At 74.0% G+C, this 15,167-nt stretch carries 15 protein-coding genes; 12 read left to right on the plus strand and 3 right to left on the minus strand.

Annotated elements, in window-relative coordinates:
• Window positions 1-2: 2 nt before the first annotated feature.
• The 3 genes from ACI79P_RS10800 to ACI79P_RS10810 are packed head-to-tail and all read left to right on the plus strand — an operon-like array spanning window position 3 to window position 3,522.
• Window positions 3-647, plus strand: coding sequence for an aspartate/glutamate racemase family protein (locus ACI79P_RS10800; RefSeq protein WP_456581047.1), 645 nt, complete (start codon window positions 3-5; stop codon window positions 645-647).
• Window positions 644-2,050, plus strand: coding sequence for an FAD-dependent oxidoreductase (locus ACI79P_RS10805; protein ID WP_456581048.1), 1,407 nt, complete (start codon window positions 644-646; stop codon window positions 2,048-2,050). The genes ACI79P_RS10800 and ACI79P_RS10805 overlap by 4 nt, the downstream gene beginning before the upstream one ends.
• A complete protein-coding gene (locus ACI79P_RS10810; protein ID WP_456581049.1) occupies window positions 2,047-3,522 on the plus strand; it encodes a dihydroorotase in 1,476 nt (491 codons plus the stop codon). The genes ACI79P_RS10805 and ACI79P_RS10810 overlap by 4 nt, the downstream gene beginning before the upstream one ends.
• 75 nt (window positions 3,523-3,597) lie before the next feature.
• Here the strand turns inward: ACI79P_RS10810 and ACI79P_RS10815 are convergent, their stop codons facing one another.
• Window positions 3,598-4,035 (minus strand): OsmC family protein, encoded by a 438-nt coding sequence (locus tag ACI79P_RS10815; protein ID WP_456581050.1) that lies wholly within the window; start codon window positions 4,033-4,035, stop codon window positions 3,598-3,600.
• A 76-nt stretch (window positions 4,036-4,111) separates the two neighbouring features.
• Window positions 4,112-4,588 (minus strand): MarR family winged helix-turn-helix transcriptional regulator, encoded by a 477-nt coding sequence (locus ACI79P_RS10820; protein ID WP_456581051.1) that lies wholly within the window; start codon window positions 4,586-4,588, stop codon window positions 4,112-4,114.
• 218 nt (window positions 4,589-4,806) lie between these two features.
• Here ACI79P_RS10820 and clpB point away from each other — a divergent pair, with 218 nt between their 5' ends.
• Window positions 4,807-7,392 (plus strand): ATP-dependent chaperone ClpB, encoded by a 2,586-nt coding sequence (clpB, locus tag ACI79P_RS10825; protein WP_456581052.1) that lies wholly within the window; start codon window positions 4,807-4,809, stop codon window positions 7,390-7,392.
• A 151-nt stretch (window positions 7,393-7,543) separates the two neighbouring features.
• A complete protein-coding gene (locus ACI79P_RS10830) occupies window positions 7,544-8,335 on the plus strand; it encodes a hypothetical protein (RefSeq protein ID WP_456581053.1) in 792 nt (263 codons plus the stop codon).
• Window positions 8,336-8,348: 13 nt separating this feature from the next.
• Here ACI79P_RS10830 and ACI79P_RS10835 read toward each other — a convergent pair whose 3' ends face one another.
• Complete coding sequence (locus ACI79P_RS10835) at window positions 8,349-8,810, minus strand: hypothetical protein (protein ID WP_456581054.1); 462 nt, start codon at window positions 8,808-8,810, stop codon at window positions 8,349-8,351.
• Between the two features lie 241 nt (window positions 8,811-9,051).
• Between ACI79P_RS10835 and ACI79P_RS10840 the strand changes: the two genes are divergently transcribed.
• The 7 genes from ACI79P_RS10840 (at window position 9,052) to ACI79P_RS10870 (ending at window position 15,131) form a co-directional block, all read left to right on the plus strand.
• Window positions 9,052-9,717, plus strand: coding sequence for a fasciclin domain-containing protein (locus ACI79P_RS10840; RefSeq protein ID WP_456581055.1), 666 nt, complete (start codon window positions 9,052-9,054; stop codon window positions 9,715-9,717).
• 44 nt (window positions 9,718-9,761) lie between these two features.
• The gene (pyrE, locus tag ACI79P_RS10845; protein WP_456581056.1) at window positions 9,762-10,364 is read left to right on the plus strand and encodes an orotate phosphoribosyltransferase; all 603 of its coding nucleotides are present in this window, start codon (window positions 9,762-9,764) and stop codon (window positions 10,362-10,364) included.
• Between the two features lie 117 nt (window positions 10,365-10,481).
• On the plus strand, window positions 10,482-11,900 hold the full coding sequence (locus tag ACI79P_RS10850) for an FAD-binding oxidoreductase (protein ID WP_456581057.1): 1,419 nt from the start codon (window positions 10,482-10,484) through the stop codon (window positions 11,898-11,900).
• Window positions 11,897-13,249 (plus strand): FAD-dependent oxidoreductase, encoded by a 1,353-nt coding sequence (locus tag ACI79P_RS10855; RefSeq protein ID WP_456581058.1) that lies wholly within the window; start codon window positions 11,897-11,899, stop codon window positions 13,247-13,249. Before ACI79P_RS10850 ends, ACI79P_RS10855 begins: the two co-directional genes overlap by 4 nt.
• A 126-nt stretch (window positions 13,250-13,375) precedes the next feature.
• Window positions 13,376-14,410, plus strand: a complete 1,035-nt coding sequence (gene fbaA / locus ACI79P_RS10860) for a class II fructose-bisphosphate aldolase (protein WP_456581059.1) — start codon at window positions 13,376-13,378, stop codon at window positions 14,408-14,410.
• 2 nt (window positions 14,411-14,412) lie between these two features.
• On the plus strand, window positions 14,413-14,835 hold the full coding sequence (locus ACI79P_RS10865; protein WP_456581060.1) for a DUF3151 domain-containing protein: 423 nt from the start codon (window positions 14,413-14,415) through the stop codon (window positions 14,833-14,835).
• Window positions 14,836-14,987: 152 nt separating this feature from the next.
• Complete coding sequence (locus tag ACI79P_RS10870; protein WP_346620395.1) at window positions 14,988-15,131, plus strand: GPGG-motif small membrane protein; 144 nt, start codon at window positions 14,988-14,990, stop codon at window positions 15,129-15,131.
• The last annotated feature ends 36 nt before the right edge of the window (window positions 15,132-15,167 follow it).

A 15,167-nucleotide genomic window follows, 5' to 3' on the forward strand; every position in this document is an offset into this window, starting at 1 on the left:
CCGTGCGCATCTACGCCGTCACCCCGATCCACGTCCCCGACGAGGAGCTGGCCCGGAGGCAGGCGCGCTACGACGCCCTCTGCCCGCCGGGGCTGAGCGTGGAGCTGCACGACATCGGCGCGGGGGCGCCGCGCGCCCTGGACACCGAGCAGCAGGTGCGCGACAGCGAGGGCATGGTCACCGAGGCGCTCCGCGCGGCGCCGGACGAGGCGGACGCGCTGCTGCCCGACTGCGTGCTCGACCCCGGCGTCCCCGCGCTGGCCGGGACCCTCGGCCGTCCCGTCTTCGGCCTGCTGCGCACGAGCATGACCTGGAGCGCGCTCGCGGGGCGCTCCGTCGGGGCGGTCACCCGCAACCGGCCGATCGCCGACGAGCTCGCCCGGCAGGTCGACGTCTACGGCCTGGGCGGCTCCTTCACCGGGGTGGAGGTGCTCGACCTGGACGTGGACGCCATCCACCAGGCCGATCGCTGGGGGGCGTCGCTGGAGGCGGTGGTCGGGCGGATGGGCCGGGCCGGCGCCGGCGACCTGGTCAACGGCTGCAGCGCCGTCGACCTGCCGGCGGAGGCCGCGGACTGGCCGGTGCGCGTGGTCGACCCCACGGCCCTGGCCCTGCGGCTGATCGCCGCGGGGGAGGCGGCGGCGTGAGCGACACCGGACCCGACCTCGTCGTCGCAGGGGCGGGCGGCGGCCTGGCCGCGGCCCTGCGGGCGGCGCAGCACGGGCTGGACGTGCTGGTCGTCGAGGTCAGCGAGCACTTCCGCCGCGGCAACAACACCTCGATGTCGACGGCGATGATCCCCGGCGCCGGGTCGCGCTTCCAGCGGGAGGCCGGCATCGAGGACTCGCCCGATCTCTACGTCCAGGACATCCGGCGCAAGACGAAGGGGGAGGCCGACGAGCGGCTGGCGCGGGCCCTCGCCGAGGTGAGCGCGCCGCTGGTGGAGTGGCTGGCCGACGACGTCGGGCTGCCGCTCGCGCTCGTCACCGACTTCCACTACCCGGGTCACACCGCCGACCGCTGCCACACGATCGAGGGCCGGCACGGCACCGTCCTGCTCGACCACCTGGTCGCCGCCGTGAAGGCCGAGGAGCGGATCGACCTGCTGGTCCCCGCCAAGCTGGTGGACGTCCTCCTCGACGACGAGGGCCGGGTGCGCGCCGCGGTCATCGAGACGCCCGACGGCGCCGCGGAGGAGGTCGAGACGCCGGCGGTGCTGCTGGCGACCAACGGCTACGGCGCCGACCGCGCGTTGGTCGCCCGCCACCTCCCGGAGATCGCCGACGCCGTCTACCACGGCAGCGAGGCCTCCCACGGGGACGCGCTGCGGATCGGCGCGGAGCTCGGGGCGGCCACCGGCTACCTCGACGCCTACCAGGGCCACGGGGCGCTGGCCGCGCGGTCGTCCACCCTGGTGGGCTGGGCGACGGTCATGCACGGCGCGGTGATCGTCGGCCAGGACGGCCGGCGCTTCGGGGACGAGACGTCGGGCTACTCCGAGTACGCCGCGGTCATCGCGCGGCAGCCCGGCGCGACCGCCTGGATCGTCCTGGACCAGCGCATCCACGACGCCTGCCTGCCGTTCACCGACTTCCGCCAGACCATCGAGGGCGGCGCCCTGGTCTGGGCCGACGACGTCGCCGGCCTCGCCGCGGCCACCGGGCTACCGGCCGACACGCTGGCCGAGGAGCTCGGCGCAGCTGCCGCCCTGGCGCGCGGGGAGGCCGAGGACCGCTTCGGCCGCACCTCCTTCGAGGCCGAGCTCGCCCCGCCGCTGGCCGCCGTCCGCGTCGTGCCGGCGCTCTTCCACACCCAGGGCGGTCTCGTCGTCGACGAGCACGCCCGCGTCACCCGCCCCGACGGCTCGGTCATCCCCGGGCTCTACGCGTCCGGCGGGGCGGCGGCCGGGATCTCCGGTCACGGCGCCGCCGGCTACCTGGCCGGCAACGGCCTCCTGCCCGCCTTGGGCCTGGCCTACCTGGCCGCCGACCACGTGGCCGCGGGCCACGGCCGGCCGGCCGCCACCCCCTCCGAGGAAGGAACCGCATGACCCGCCTCCAGACCCTTGTCAAGAACGTCACGGTCGTCCGGCCGGACGTCGCCGGCGCCGAGGACGGCGAGGCCCTCGACCTCGGCGTCACCGACGGGAAGTTCGTCCGGGTGGAGCGGGACATCCCCGCCGAGGACGCCGACGTGGTCGTCGACGGCCGCGGCCGGGTGGCCTTCCCCGGCGTGGTCGACGCGCACCAGCACTGGGGGATCTACAACCCGCTGGGCGAGGACGCCGAGACCGAGAGCCGGGCCAGCGCGCAGGGCGGCGTCACCACCGGGCTCACCTACATGCGCACCGGGCAGTACTACCTCAACGAGGGCGGCCCCTACCGGCAGTTCTTCCCCAAGGTGCTCGCGGCGTCCGAGGGCCGCTCCTACATCGACTACGCCTTCCACCTCGCGCCGATGTCGCAGGTGCACATCGCCGAGATCCCCGAGCTCATCGAGGAGTTCGGCGTCACCTCGTTCAAGATCTTCATGTTCTACGGCGGGCACGGCCTGCACGGCGCGTCGTCCGACCAGAGCTCGTTCCTGATGATCCCGCAGGGGGAGCGCTACGACCTCGCCCACTTCGAGTTCGTCATGCGCGGCATCCAGGAGGCGCGGGAGAAGCTGGCGGACAAGGCGCCGCACGTCTCGTTGTCCCTGCACTGCGAGACGGCCGAGATCATGACCGCCTACACCCGGATGGTCATGGAGGAGGGGACGCTGACGGGCCTGGCCGCCTACAGCGCCTCCCGCCCGCCGCACTCCGAGGGCCTGGCGATCACGATCGCATCGTTCCTCGCCGACGAGACCCAGCTGCCCAGCATCAACCTGCTGCACCTGTCCTCCCGCAAGGCGCTCACCGCGGCCCTCCGGATGGCGAAGGTCTTCCCGCACGTCGACTTCCGGCGCGAGGTCACCATCGGCCACCTGCTGGCCGACATCGACACCGCGCACGGGCTGGGCGGCAAGGTGAACCCGCCGCTGCGGCCGCGCGAGGACGTCGAGGCCCTGTGGGAGCACCTGCTCGCCGGCGACCTGGACTGGGTCGTGAGCGACCACGCCTGCTGCAAGGAGGAGCAGAAGTTCGGCGAGCCGCGGGACGACATCTTCCTCGCCAAGTCGGGCTTCGGAGGGGCGGAGTACCTGCTCCCCGGCCTGGTCAGCGAGGGGAGCCGCCGGGGGCTGTCCTACCGGCGCATCGCGGAGCTGACCTCCTGGAACCCGGCCCGGCGCTACGGGCTGCCGGGCAAGGGGACGATCGGGGTCGGCTACGACGCGGACTTCTGCCTGGTCGACCCGTCGGCGACCTGGACGGTCGAGGCGGCGAAGTCCGAGTCGACGCAGGAGTACACGCCCTTCGAGGGCTTCGAGCTCGGCGCGAAGGTGACCGACACGTGGGTGCGCGGCACCCAGGTCCTCGCCGACGGAGCGATCACCGGCAGCCCGACGGGCCGCTACCTGCACCGGCCCTACACCGGCTGAGGCAGCCGGATCCCGGCCGGAGCGCCGACGGCCCGTCTCCCCGGAGGGAGGCGGGCCGTCGGCGTCCGTCCGTGGTCAGCCCTCGAGGGAGGCGTCCAGGGTGATCTCCGTGCCGGTGAGCGCCTTGCTCACGGGGCAGCCGACCTTGGCGGCCTGGGCGGCCTTGTCGAAGCCGGCGGCGTCCAGGCCCTCGACCTCGCCCCGCACGGTGAGCGTGATGCCGGTGATGGTGGGAGCGCCGTCCTGCTGGCCGAGCGTGACGTCGGCCGAGACCTCGAGGGACTGCGGCGTACCGCCGGCCTTCCCGATCTCGCTGGAGAGCGCCATCGCGAAGCAGGCGGAGTGCGCCGCCGCGATCAGCTCCTCGGGGCTGGTCGTGCCCCCGGCCTCGTCGGCGGCTCGCTTGGGGAAGGAGACCTCGTAGGTGCCGATCTTGGAGCTGGAGAGCTCCACCTGCCCCGAGCCCTCCTGCAGGGTGCCGTTCCAGGCGGTACGGGCGGTACGTGTGGGCATGCTGCCCCTTCCGGGCCGTGGCCGCCTCTGGCTCGGGCGGCGCCGTGGCCGCCCTCCTACCCGCCCGCGGGGCGACCTACCGTGCGGAGTCGGGGTGGTCGGGGACCTCGGTCGTCCCGTTGACCCGCTCTGTGAGCAGCCGGAGCCGCGCCTTGAGGTCGTCGAACTCGCTGGCGTCGAACCCGATGGCCCCGATCATCTCCTCGGAGATGGCGACGGCCTTGTCCTCCAGGGCCCGGCCGGCGTCGGTGAGGGTGATGGAGACCGAGCGCTCGTCCTCGACGCGACGGTGCCGCGTGACCAGACCCGCCGCGGTCAGCCGCTTGAGCAGGGGGGAGAGGGTGCCGCTGTCCAGCGCCAGCCGGGAGCCGAGCTGGCCGACCGTCTGGTTGTCCTGCTCCCAGAGGAGCAGCATCACCAGGTACTGCGGGTAGGTGAGACCGATCGCGTCGAGCATGGGGCGATACCGCGCGGTCACCGCGCGGGACGCGGCGTACAGCGCGAAGCACAGCTGGTCGTCGAGCGCGACGCTCGGAGCCGGCAGGGCGGTCATGGAGCCAGTCTAGGGGGCTCCGCGAACGGAGCCGGGACCTTTCGCCCCTACCTCGCCCCGGAGGGTGGTCCCGGGGTGGCGCCGGGGACGCAGCGGGTGGAGGGTCGGACCCGGCAGAGTTGAGCGGAACAGACTCAACCCCCGGCTCGTTGCAGGGAGCGATGACGCCGGCTACGGACGGACGGCGTGCCCGAGACAGGAAGGACGTGCCCCCCAGCATGGAGAGCAAGCTGACGACCCGTTCGCAGGAGGCCGTCGCCGGTGCCCAGCGCCTCGCCGTCGGCCGGGGTCAGGCGGCCCTGGAGCCGCTGCACCTGCTGGTCGCCCTGGTCGAGCAGGCCGACGGCATCGCCGGCCCCCTGCTCACCGCGGTCGGGGCCGACCCGGCCGACGTGCGGAGCAAGGCCGACGCGGCGCTGCGCCGCATGCCGAGCGTGAGCGGTGCCACCGTGTCGGCCCCCTCGCCCTCGCGGGAGTTCCTCCGGGTGATCAACGCCGCCTCGGAGCAGGCCGGGGCGCTCGGTGACGAGTACGTCTCCACCGAGCACCTGCTGGTCGCGCTCGCCGGCTCGGAGGGGGAGGCCGCCGCCGTGCTCACCAGCGCGGGCGCCACCCCTGACGCGCTGCTGGCCGCGTTCCGCACGGTGCGCGGCAACCGCAAGGTCACCACCGCCGACCCGGAGGCGACCTACCAGGCGCTGGAGAAGTACGCCGTCGACCTCACCCAGCGGGCGCGCGACGGCAAGATCGACCCGGTCATCGGCCGGGACACCGAGATCCGCCGCGTCGTCCAGGTGCTGTCCCGTCGCACCAAGAACAACCCGGTGCTGATCGGCGAGCCCGGCGTCGGCAAGACGGCGATCGTCGAGGGGCTGGCCCAGCGGATCGTCGCCGGCGACGTCCCGGAGAGCCTCAAGGGCAAGCGGCTGATGGCGCTCGACCTGGCCTCGATGGTGGCCGGCGCCAAGTACCGCGGTGAGTTCGAGGAGCGGCTCAAGGCCGTCCTCCAGGAGATCACCGACGCCGAGGGCGAGATCGTCACGTTCATCGACGAGCTGCACACGATCGTCGGCGCGGGCGCGACCGGCGACGGCGCGATGGACGCCGGCAACATGATCAAGCCGATGCTGGCCCGCGGTGAGCTGCGCATGGTCGGCGCGACCACGCTCGACGAGTACCGGGAGCACATCGAGAAGGACCCGGCGCTGGAGCGCCGCTTCCAGCAGGTCTTCGTCGGTGAGCCGAGCGTCGAGGACACCATCGGCATCCTGCGCGGGCTCAAGGAGCGCTACGAGGTGCACCACGGCGTCCGCATCACCGACGGTGCGATCGTCGCGGCCGCCACGCTGTCGGACCGGTACGTCACCTCCCGGTTCCTGCCCGACAAGGCGATCGACCTGGTCGACGAGGCCGCCAGCCGGCTGCGCATGGAGATCGACAGCCGCCCCGTCGAGGTCGACGAGGTGGAGCGCGCCGTGCGCCGGCTGGAGATCGAGGAGATGGCGCTGGCCAAGGAGGACGACCCGTCGTCGGTCGAGCGGCTGGCCGCCCTCCGCGAGGACCTCGCCGACAAGCGCGAGGAGCTCGCCGAGCTGACCGCCCGCTGGCAGCAGGACAAGAGCGCCATCGGCCGGATCCAGGCGATCAAGGAGGAGCTCGAGCGGCTGCGCCTCGAGGCCGAGCGGGCGGAGCGGGACGGCGAGCTCGCGCGGGTCGCCGAGCTGCGCTACGGCCGGCTGCCGCAGCTGGAGAAGTCCCTGGCCGAGGCCGAGGCGTCCGTCGAGACCGGCGACTCCATGCTCAAGGAGGAGGTCGGCCCCGACGACATCGCCGAGGTCGTCCAGGCCTGGACCGGGATCCCGGCGGGCCGGCTGCTCGAGGGCGAGACGCAGAAGCTGCTGCGCATGGAGGAGGGCCTCGCCGGCCGGGTCGTCGGCCAGCCCGACGCGGTGCGGGCGGTGTCCGACGCCGTCCGCCGTGCCCGCTCCGGCGTCGCCGACCCCGACCGGCCGACCGGCTCGTTCCTCTTCCTCGGCCCCACCGGCGTCGGCAAGACCGAGCTGGCCAAGGCGCTGGCGGAGTTCCTGTTCGACGACGAGCGGGCCATGGTCCGCATCGACATGAGCGAGTACTCCGAGAAGCACTCGGTGGCCCGGCTGGTCGGGGCGCCCCCCGGCTACGTCGGCTACGAGGCCGGCGGCCAGCTCACCGAGGCGGTGCGACGCCGTCCGTACACCGTCGTGCTGCTCGACGAGGTGGAGAAGGCCCACCCCGACGTCTTCGACGTGCTGCTCCAGGTGCTGGACGACGGCCGGCTCACCGACGGGCAGGGCCGGACGGTGGACTTCCGGAACACCATTCTGATCCTGACGTCGAACCTCGGCTCGCAGCTGATCGCCGACCAGTCGGTGCCCGAGGAGCGGCGCCGCGACGCGGTGATGGGGGTCGTCCGGGGCCACTTCAAGCCGGAGTTCCTCAACCGGCTGGACGACGTCGTGGTCTTCCGGGCGCTGGGCAGCGAGGAGCTGACCGGGATCGTCGACATCCAGGTCGGCGTCCTGGCCCGCCGCCTGGCCGCCCGCCGGCTGACCCTGCGCGTCACCGACGCGGCGCGTGAGTGGCTGGCGCTCAACGGGTTCGACCCGGTCTACGGCGCCCGCCCGCTGCGCCGGCTGGTGCAGTCGGCGATCGGCGACCAGCTCGCGAAGGCGCTGCTGTCCGGCGAGATCCGGGACGGCGACGAGGTCGTCGTCGACTGGCCGGGCGGCGACGTCGAGGGCCTGACCGTCGCCCGCGGCGCGTGACCGGCACGCGCGACGGGCGTCCCGCACCCGCCGGACCCGGCCGGGTCCGGCGGGCGCCGGTGCCCGAACGGGTGCGACCGCGTGCCGTGCTGGTCCGCCCGGAAGGCGTCGTCCATGATCGCGGCGACGGGGGACGACGAGCGGAGGAACGATGACGGCGGGCCAGGACGACCAGCACGGTCGGCAGCAGGGGCGGCCCGAGGGGCAGGGCGGCCAGCAGCAGCCGGGCTGGGAGCCGCCGCCGGGGCAGCCACCGCAGGGCGGCCAGCCTCCCTACGGCCAGCCTCCCTACGGCCAGCCTCCCTACGGCCAGCCTCCCTACGGCCAGCCCCCGTACGGCGGTCAGCCGCCGCAGAGCCCCTACGGCCAGGGGCAGCCGAACCCCTACGGCCAGAACCCGTACGGCTACGCCCCGGCCCCCTCGGCGCCCCAGGGCTGGGGCCCGGACGCGCCCCAGCCGATGGAGCGCCCGCTCACCGTCCGCGCCGGGCTGGGCGCCTTCCTCGCCTCCCTCGTGCTCAGCGCGGTGGCGGTGGTCGCCACGCTGCTCAACTGGGACCGGTTCGTGGCCTGGACGCTCGATCGGTCGGGCGCCGACCTCCAGGGCCCCGAGTTCGAGGGCCTCGACGCCGAGGCGTTGGCCGAGCTCGGGGGGCAGCTGACGATCGGCTTCACGATCCTCGGGCTCGCCCTGGAGCTGCTCTTCCTGTGGTTCGCCTGGCAGGGGCGCAACTGGGGTCGAATCGGGCTGTGGGTCCTCGGCGGCCTGGCGCTGCTCGCGGGGCCCTTCAACGCCGTCGCGAGCGGGCCGCTGCCCTTCGTGACCGCGCTCTCCTGGTTCCAGCTGATCCTGACCGGGGTCGGGGTGGTGCTGCTGGCGGCGAAGCCGTCCAACGACTGGTACCGCTTCCGCAAGTGGCAGCGCGCCACCGGGCAGGGCTGAGCCCCGAGGCCGCTCAGGCCCGGCCGGCGGCCAGCCAGTCCCGCGTCGTCCGCGCGACCAGGCTGGCCGCCGCCGCGACCGAGAGCACCAGCAGCAGCAGCGCGACGACGGTGACCCCGCCGGCGGTGAGCATCGTGGAGAGCAGCACCAGCGCCAGGAGGACCGTCGAGACCACGCCGGCCCAGAGCCCCCACCGGCGGTGGCGGGACACCGCCCAGGCCGAGACGGCGTAGGTGATGCCCAGGACGAGCGGGGCGGTCGTGTTGACGAGCAGGAACTGCTGGGCCTCGTCCGGGGTCAGCCCGGCCTCGGTGAGCGCCTGGGTGACGCCGTCGCGGCCCAGCCAGGTGATCGTCACGTACAGCAGCAGCAGGACGGCGAGCGTCGCCAGCAGCGCCATGGCGACCCGCACCGACGGCGGGGCCTGCGGGGTCGCGTCGCCGTCGACGGGGCGGGAGCGGGGATCGGCCGGCACCTCTCCAGCCTGGCAGACGGCCCGCCCCGGGCCGGCGCGGTGGCCGGGTTTCCCGCTCGAGTCGAATCCGGATCGGCCCCGGCAGCGGAACACCGTTCGTGACCGTGCCGGCGCGCCCGCGCGACGACCGGCCCGGTCCGGGTGGTCCCGGCCATTCCCCACCGGCCGCACCGCGGCCGGCGCCCCACGAGGATCGACCGCGACGCGGCCGTCGCGCCGGACGAGGAACAGGAGCACCACCATGACGCGCACGCTCCCCCGCGGGATCCTGCTCGCCGCCGTCTCGAGCCTCGGGATCGCGCTCAGCGCCTGCGGCTCCGACGACGACCCCGCGGCCGAGAGCGCCGCCACCACGCCGCCCGGCACCAGCAGCCCGGCCCCGGAGAGCAGCGCCGCCGCCCCCGTCCCCGGTGGGCCGTTCGGCGAGGGCTGCGCGGCGGTCCCGGCCGAGGGCCCCGGCAGCTTCCAGGCCATGAGCGCCGCCCCGGTGGTCACCGCCGCCGGCACCAACCCAGCGCTGTCGACGCTGGTCCAGGCGGTGCAGGCGGCCAACCTCGTCGAGACCCTCGACACGACCCGGGACATCACCGTGCTCGCCCCGGCCAACCCGGCGTTCGAGGCGCTCCCGGCCGACGCGCTGCAGGGCCTGCTCGCCGACACCCCGGCGCTGACCGCGGTGCTCACCCACCACGTCCTCCCGGGCCGCCTCGCCCCCGGCGAGCTCGCCGGCACGCACACCACGCTGAACAACGACGAGGTGACGATCGAGGGCTCGGGCGAGGACTTCACCATCGGGATGGACGCCACCGTCGTCGGCACGGAGGCCTCGGTGATCTGCGGGAACGTGCAGACCGCCAACGCCACCGTCTACGTCATCGACCAGGTGCTCCAGCCCGCCGCCGGATGACCTGGTGGTCCGCCGCGGGGCCGCCGGCTCAGTAGGGTCCGGGCATGCAGAAGGACCACGTTCCCCCCCACACCTCGTCCCTCGGCGCGGGCCCCGGGAACGCGGCCTCGCTGCCCGACCGCGACCGGCTGCTCCAGCTGATCATCGAGCTCGCCGTGGTGCACGGGAAGGTCACGCTCTCCTCCGGGCAGGAGGCCGACTGGTACATCGACATGCGCCGGCTGACGCTGCACCACGAGGGCGGGCCGCTGGTGGGCCGGGTGATGCGCCAGCTCACCGGCGACCTGCGCTACGACGCCGTCGGCGGGCTCACCCTCGGGGCGGACCCGGTCGCCACCGCGATGCTGCACGCGGCCGCGGCGGGGGAGGGCTTCCTCGACGCCTTCGTGGTGCGCAAGGCGGGGAAGGCGCACGGCCTGCAGCGGCGGATCGAGGGCCCGGACGTCGCCGGGCGCGCCGTCCTCGTGGTCGAGGACGTCTCCACCACCGGGGGCAGCCCGCTGACCGCCGCGGAGGCGCTGCAGGAGGCCGGCGCCGAGGTGGTGGCGGTGGCGGTGATCGTCGACCGGGGCGGGCGGGCGGCGGTCGAGGAGGCCGGGTACGAGTACCGGGCCGCGTTCACCCTGGCCGACCTCGGCCTCGACTGACGGCCCGCTGGGATCAGGGACCCTGATCATGAAGCGTCCTCCCTCACCGTGGGCGCTGAGGGAGGACACCGCGTGATCAGGTCACCTGATCATCGCCGGTGGTCCTACGGTGTGACGGTGACCACGACGACGGCGACGTGGCTCGCCGAGCTGACCGACGCCCTGGGCCCCGAAAGCGTCCTGACCGATCCGGACGTGACCACCTCCTACGCCCGCGACCAGGCGATGATGGCGCCCGCCGGCACGCCCGCGGCCGTGGTCTTCCCCCGCCGCACCGAGGAGGTCGCCGCGGTGCTGCGGGTCGCCTCGCGGCACGGCATCCCGGTGGTGCCCCGCGGCGCGGGCTCCGGCCTCGCCGGCGGCAGCAACGCCGTCGACGGCGGGATCACGCTGGTGATGACCCGCATGGACGCCGTCCTCGAGATCTCCACGGCCGACCGGCTCGCCGTCGTCCAGCCGGGGGTCGTCAACAAGCAGCTGCGCGACGCCGTCGCCGGCAGCGGGCTGTTCTACCCGCCGGACCCCTCCAGCTACGACTGGTGCACGATCGGCGGCAACCTGGCCACCAACTCCGGCGGCCTCTGCTGCGTCAAGTACGGCGTCACCACCGACTACGTGCTCGGCCTGGAGGTCGTCCTCGCCGACGGGCGCGTGCTGCGCACCGGCCGGCGCACGGTCAAGGGGGTGGCCGGCTACGACCTGGCCCGTCTGTTCGTGGGATCCGAGGGGACGCTCGGCGTCATCACCGAGGCGACGCTGGCGCTGCGCCCCGCGCCGAAGGCCCCGGTCACCCTCGCCGCCTCCTTCGCGACGACGGCGCAGGCCGGGCAGGTCGTCGAGCGGGTGGTCACCGGCGGCCTGGTGCCCAGCCTGCTGGAGATCATGGACGGCACCTGCATCCGCACCGTCGACCAGGTGCTCCGGGCCGGCCTGGACCACGACACCCGCGCGCTGCTGGTGGCGCAGTCCGACGCGGGCGGCGCGGCCGCCGCCGAGGAGATCGCGGCGCTCACCGCGCTCTGCGAGGAGGCCGGCGCCCAGTTCGTGCACTCCACCGAGGACCAGGCCGAGGGCGACCTGCTGCTCGCGGCCCGGCGGATGGCGTTGCCCGCCCTGGAGCGGGTCGGGGGCGCGGTGCTCATCGACGACGTCGCCGTGCCCCGCTCGCGGATCGCCGGGTTCCTGGACGGCTGCGACGGCATCGCCGCCGACCGCGACGTCGTCATCGGCGTCGTCGGCCACGCCGGCGACGGCAACATGCACCCGACCGTCTGCTTCGACGCCTCGGACGCCGACCAGCGCGAGCGGGCCTACGCGGCGTTCGACGACATCCTCGCCCTCGGGCTGTCGCTGGGCGGGACGATCACCGGCGAGCACGGGGTCGGCACCATCAAGCTCGACTGGCTGGAGCGCGAGATCGGCCCGGTGGCGCTGGACGTGCACCGCTCGATCAAGTCCGCGCTCGACCCGGCCGGCCTGCTCAACCCCGGCACGGTGTTCCGCAGCACGCCGGCGGGTGCCACGCTGGGGCGATGACCAGAGAGCGGTTCCTCGTCATCGGCGGCGACGCGGCAGGGATGTCGGCCGCGGCCCAGGCGCGCCGGCTCCGGGGCGCCGACGACCTGGAGATCGTCGTCCTGGAGCAGGGCGACGTCGTCTCCTACTCCGCGTGCGGCATCCCGTACTGGATCGGCGGGCAGGTCGAGGACCGCGACGCGCTGATCACCCGCACGCCGGCGGAGTTCGCCGTCCGGGACATCACCGTGCACACCGGCACGAGGGCGGTCGAGATCGACGCCGACGCCGGAAAGGTGGTCACCGACGCCGGCGAGCGGGTCGGCTACGACCGGCTGCTCGTGGCCACCGGCGGGCGACCGAACCGCCCACCGATCCCCGGCCTGGACTCCCCGGGCGTCTTCGGCGTCCACCGGCTCGACGACGGCGCCGCCATCCGGGCCGCCCTGGACGCCGGCCCGCGCCGCGCCCTGGTGCTGGGCGGCGGCTACATCGGGCTGGAGATGGCCGAGGCGCTGCAGCGCCGCGGGCTCGAGGTCACCGTGGTGCTCGCCGACCCGCTGCCGATGCAGCTGCTGGACGCCGACATGGCCGAGCGGGTCTGCGCCGGCATGGGCGCCATGGGCATGGAGATGCACCCCGACCAGGCGGTGCGGGAGATCCTGGTCGACGGGTCCGGCCGCGCGCGCGGCGTGCGCACCGACGCCGGCAGCTACGACGCCGACCTGGTGGTCCTCGGTCTCGGCATGGGCCCCGAGGTGGGGCTGGCCGAGCAGGCCGGGATCCGGCTGGGCACCACCGGCGCCATCGCCGTCGACCGCACCCAGCGCACCCGCTCGCACCCGGGGATCTACGCCGCCGGCGACTGCGCGCAGACCTTCCACCGGGTCACCGGCGAGGCCACCCACGTCGCCCTGGGCACCCACGCCAACAAGCAGGGCCGGGTGGCCGGCTCGGTGATCGGCGGGCGGGCGGCGCGCTTCGCCGGCGTCCTGGGGACGGCGCTGACCAAGGTGGGAGACCTGGAGATCGGCCGCACCGGGCTGTGCACCACCGAGGCCGAGGAGGCGGGCTTCGACTACCGCACCGACATGATCGAGGCGACGACGAAGGCCGGCTACTACCCCGGCGCCGAGGAGATCGCGATCAAGCTCATCAGCGAAGCGGGGTCGGGGCGGCTGATCGGCGCCCAGATCGTCGGCGGCCCCGGCAGCGGCAAGCGGATCGACGTCCTGGCCACCGCCATCTGGGCCGGGATGACCGCCGAGGACCTCGCGGGCTCCGACCTCTCCTACGCCCCGCCGTTCTCGCCGACCTACGACCCGGTGGTCGTCGCCGCCCGGGTGGTCAGCCGGATCGAGCAGGGCTGACCGCGCGGTCGCCCGGTCGGGGGCAGCTGCGGCCCACGGTGTCGCCGGGGGAGGCGCGGCGCGATACTGATCACCGACGTCCGCACGTACAGCGCCGTACAGCCGTTCCCGACGGAGGAGTGCCGCATGCCCATCGCCAGCCCCGAGGTCTACGCCGACATGATCAGCCGGGCGAAGGAGGGCGGGTTCGCCTACCCGGCGATCAACTGCACGTCCTCGGAGACCATCAACGCGGCGCTGCGCGGGTTCGCCGACGCCGGCAGCGACGGGATCATCCAGTTCTCCACGGGGGGCGCGGAGTTCGGCTCGGGCACCCGGGTGAAGGACATGGTCACCGGCGCGGTCGCGCTGGCCGAGTTCGCACACGTCGTCGCGGAGAAGTACCCGGTCAACGTGGCGCTGCACACCGACCACTGCCCGAAGGACAAGCTCGACTCCTACGTGCGCCCGCTGATCGCGCTGTCGAAGGACCGGGTCGACGCCGGGCAGGCGCCGCTGTTCCAGTCGCACATGTGGGACGGCTCGGCGATCGAGCTCGGCGAGAACCTCGACATCGCCGAGGAGCTGATGGAGAAGTCGGCGGCGGCCAAGATCGTCCTGGAGCTCGAGATCGGCATCGTCGGCGGTGAGGAGGACGGCGTCGTCGCCGAGATCAACGAGAAGCTCTACACCGCCGACGGCGACTTCCTGCGCACCGCGCAGCAGCTCGGGCTGGGCGAGCGCGGGGTCTACCTGCTCGCGGCCACCTTCGGCAACGTGCACGGGGTGTACAAGCCGGGCAACGTCAAGCTGCGCCCGGACGTGCTGCAGCGCGGCCAGGCGCTGGTCGCCGAGGAGTTCGGCCTGGGCGAGGACGCCAAGCCGTTCAACCTGGTGTTCCACGGCGGCTCCGGCTCGGCCGAGTCGGAGATCCGCGAGGCGATCTCCTACGGCGTCGTGAAGATGAACGTCGACACCGACACGCAGTACGCCTTCACCCGGCCGATCGCCGGGCACATGTTCGCCAACTACGACGGCGTCCTGAAGATCGACGGCGAGGTCGGCAACAAGAAGGCCTACGACCCGCGCAGCTACCTCAAGGCCGCCGAGACCGGCATGGCCGCCCGCGTCGTCGAGGCGTGCGAGCACCTGCTGTCGGCCGGCCAGTCGCAGGGCGCGTGACGATGAGCCACTCCCACGGCAACCTGCTCGGCGAGCCGCCGGCCACGCTGCTGCCGGCCACGCCCGAGGCCGACGCCGAGCTCGCCCAGGGCGCCACGCTCGCCGAGGTCGCCGCCCACCACCCGACCGTGAGCGCGGTGTGGGCGGGCCTGGCCGAGGAGGCTATGAGCCGTCCCGAGCGGGCGCTGGGCGACACGATCCAGGCCTACGCCTACGCCCGCACCGGCTACCACCGCGGGCTGGACGCACTACGCCGCAACGGGTGGAAGGGCTACGGCCCGGTGCCGTGGTCGCACGAGCCCAACCAGGGGTTCCTGCGCTGCGTCACCGTCCTCGCCCGGGCGGCCGAGGCGATCGGCGAGACGGCGGAGGCCGAACGCTGCACCCAGCTGCTCCGGGACTGCGATCCGACGTTGGCCATCTGATCGTTCACGATCGGTAACGGGCGGTCCGCGTGTGCGGGCCGCCCGTTCCGCGTCCAACTGCACTTTCGGGTCGACGGGTTTGGATCGGCGCCGTCGTGATCACTACGCAGAGTGCTCGGCGCCAGAAAGGCGCCCTGGAGAGGAGACCTCTGATGGCCACCCTGCTCTGGATCCTCGCCGTCGTCCTCGTGGTCGCCGGTGTCGTCGCGATCGTCCGCAAGGAGATCGTCTGGGGGATCGTGCTCATCGTCCTCGGGCTGCTGGTCGGGCCCGGCGGGGTGAGCATCTTCACCTGATCGGCCCCGGGCCCCCGCACGGCGGGGGCCCGGGGG

This window comes from Blastococcus sp. SYSU DS0510 (assembly GCF_054050835.1).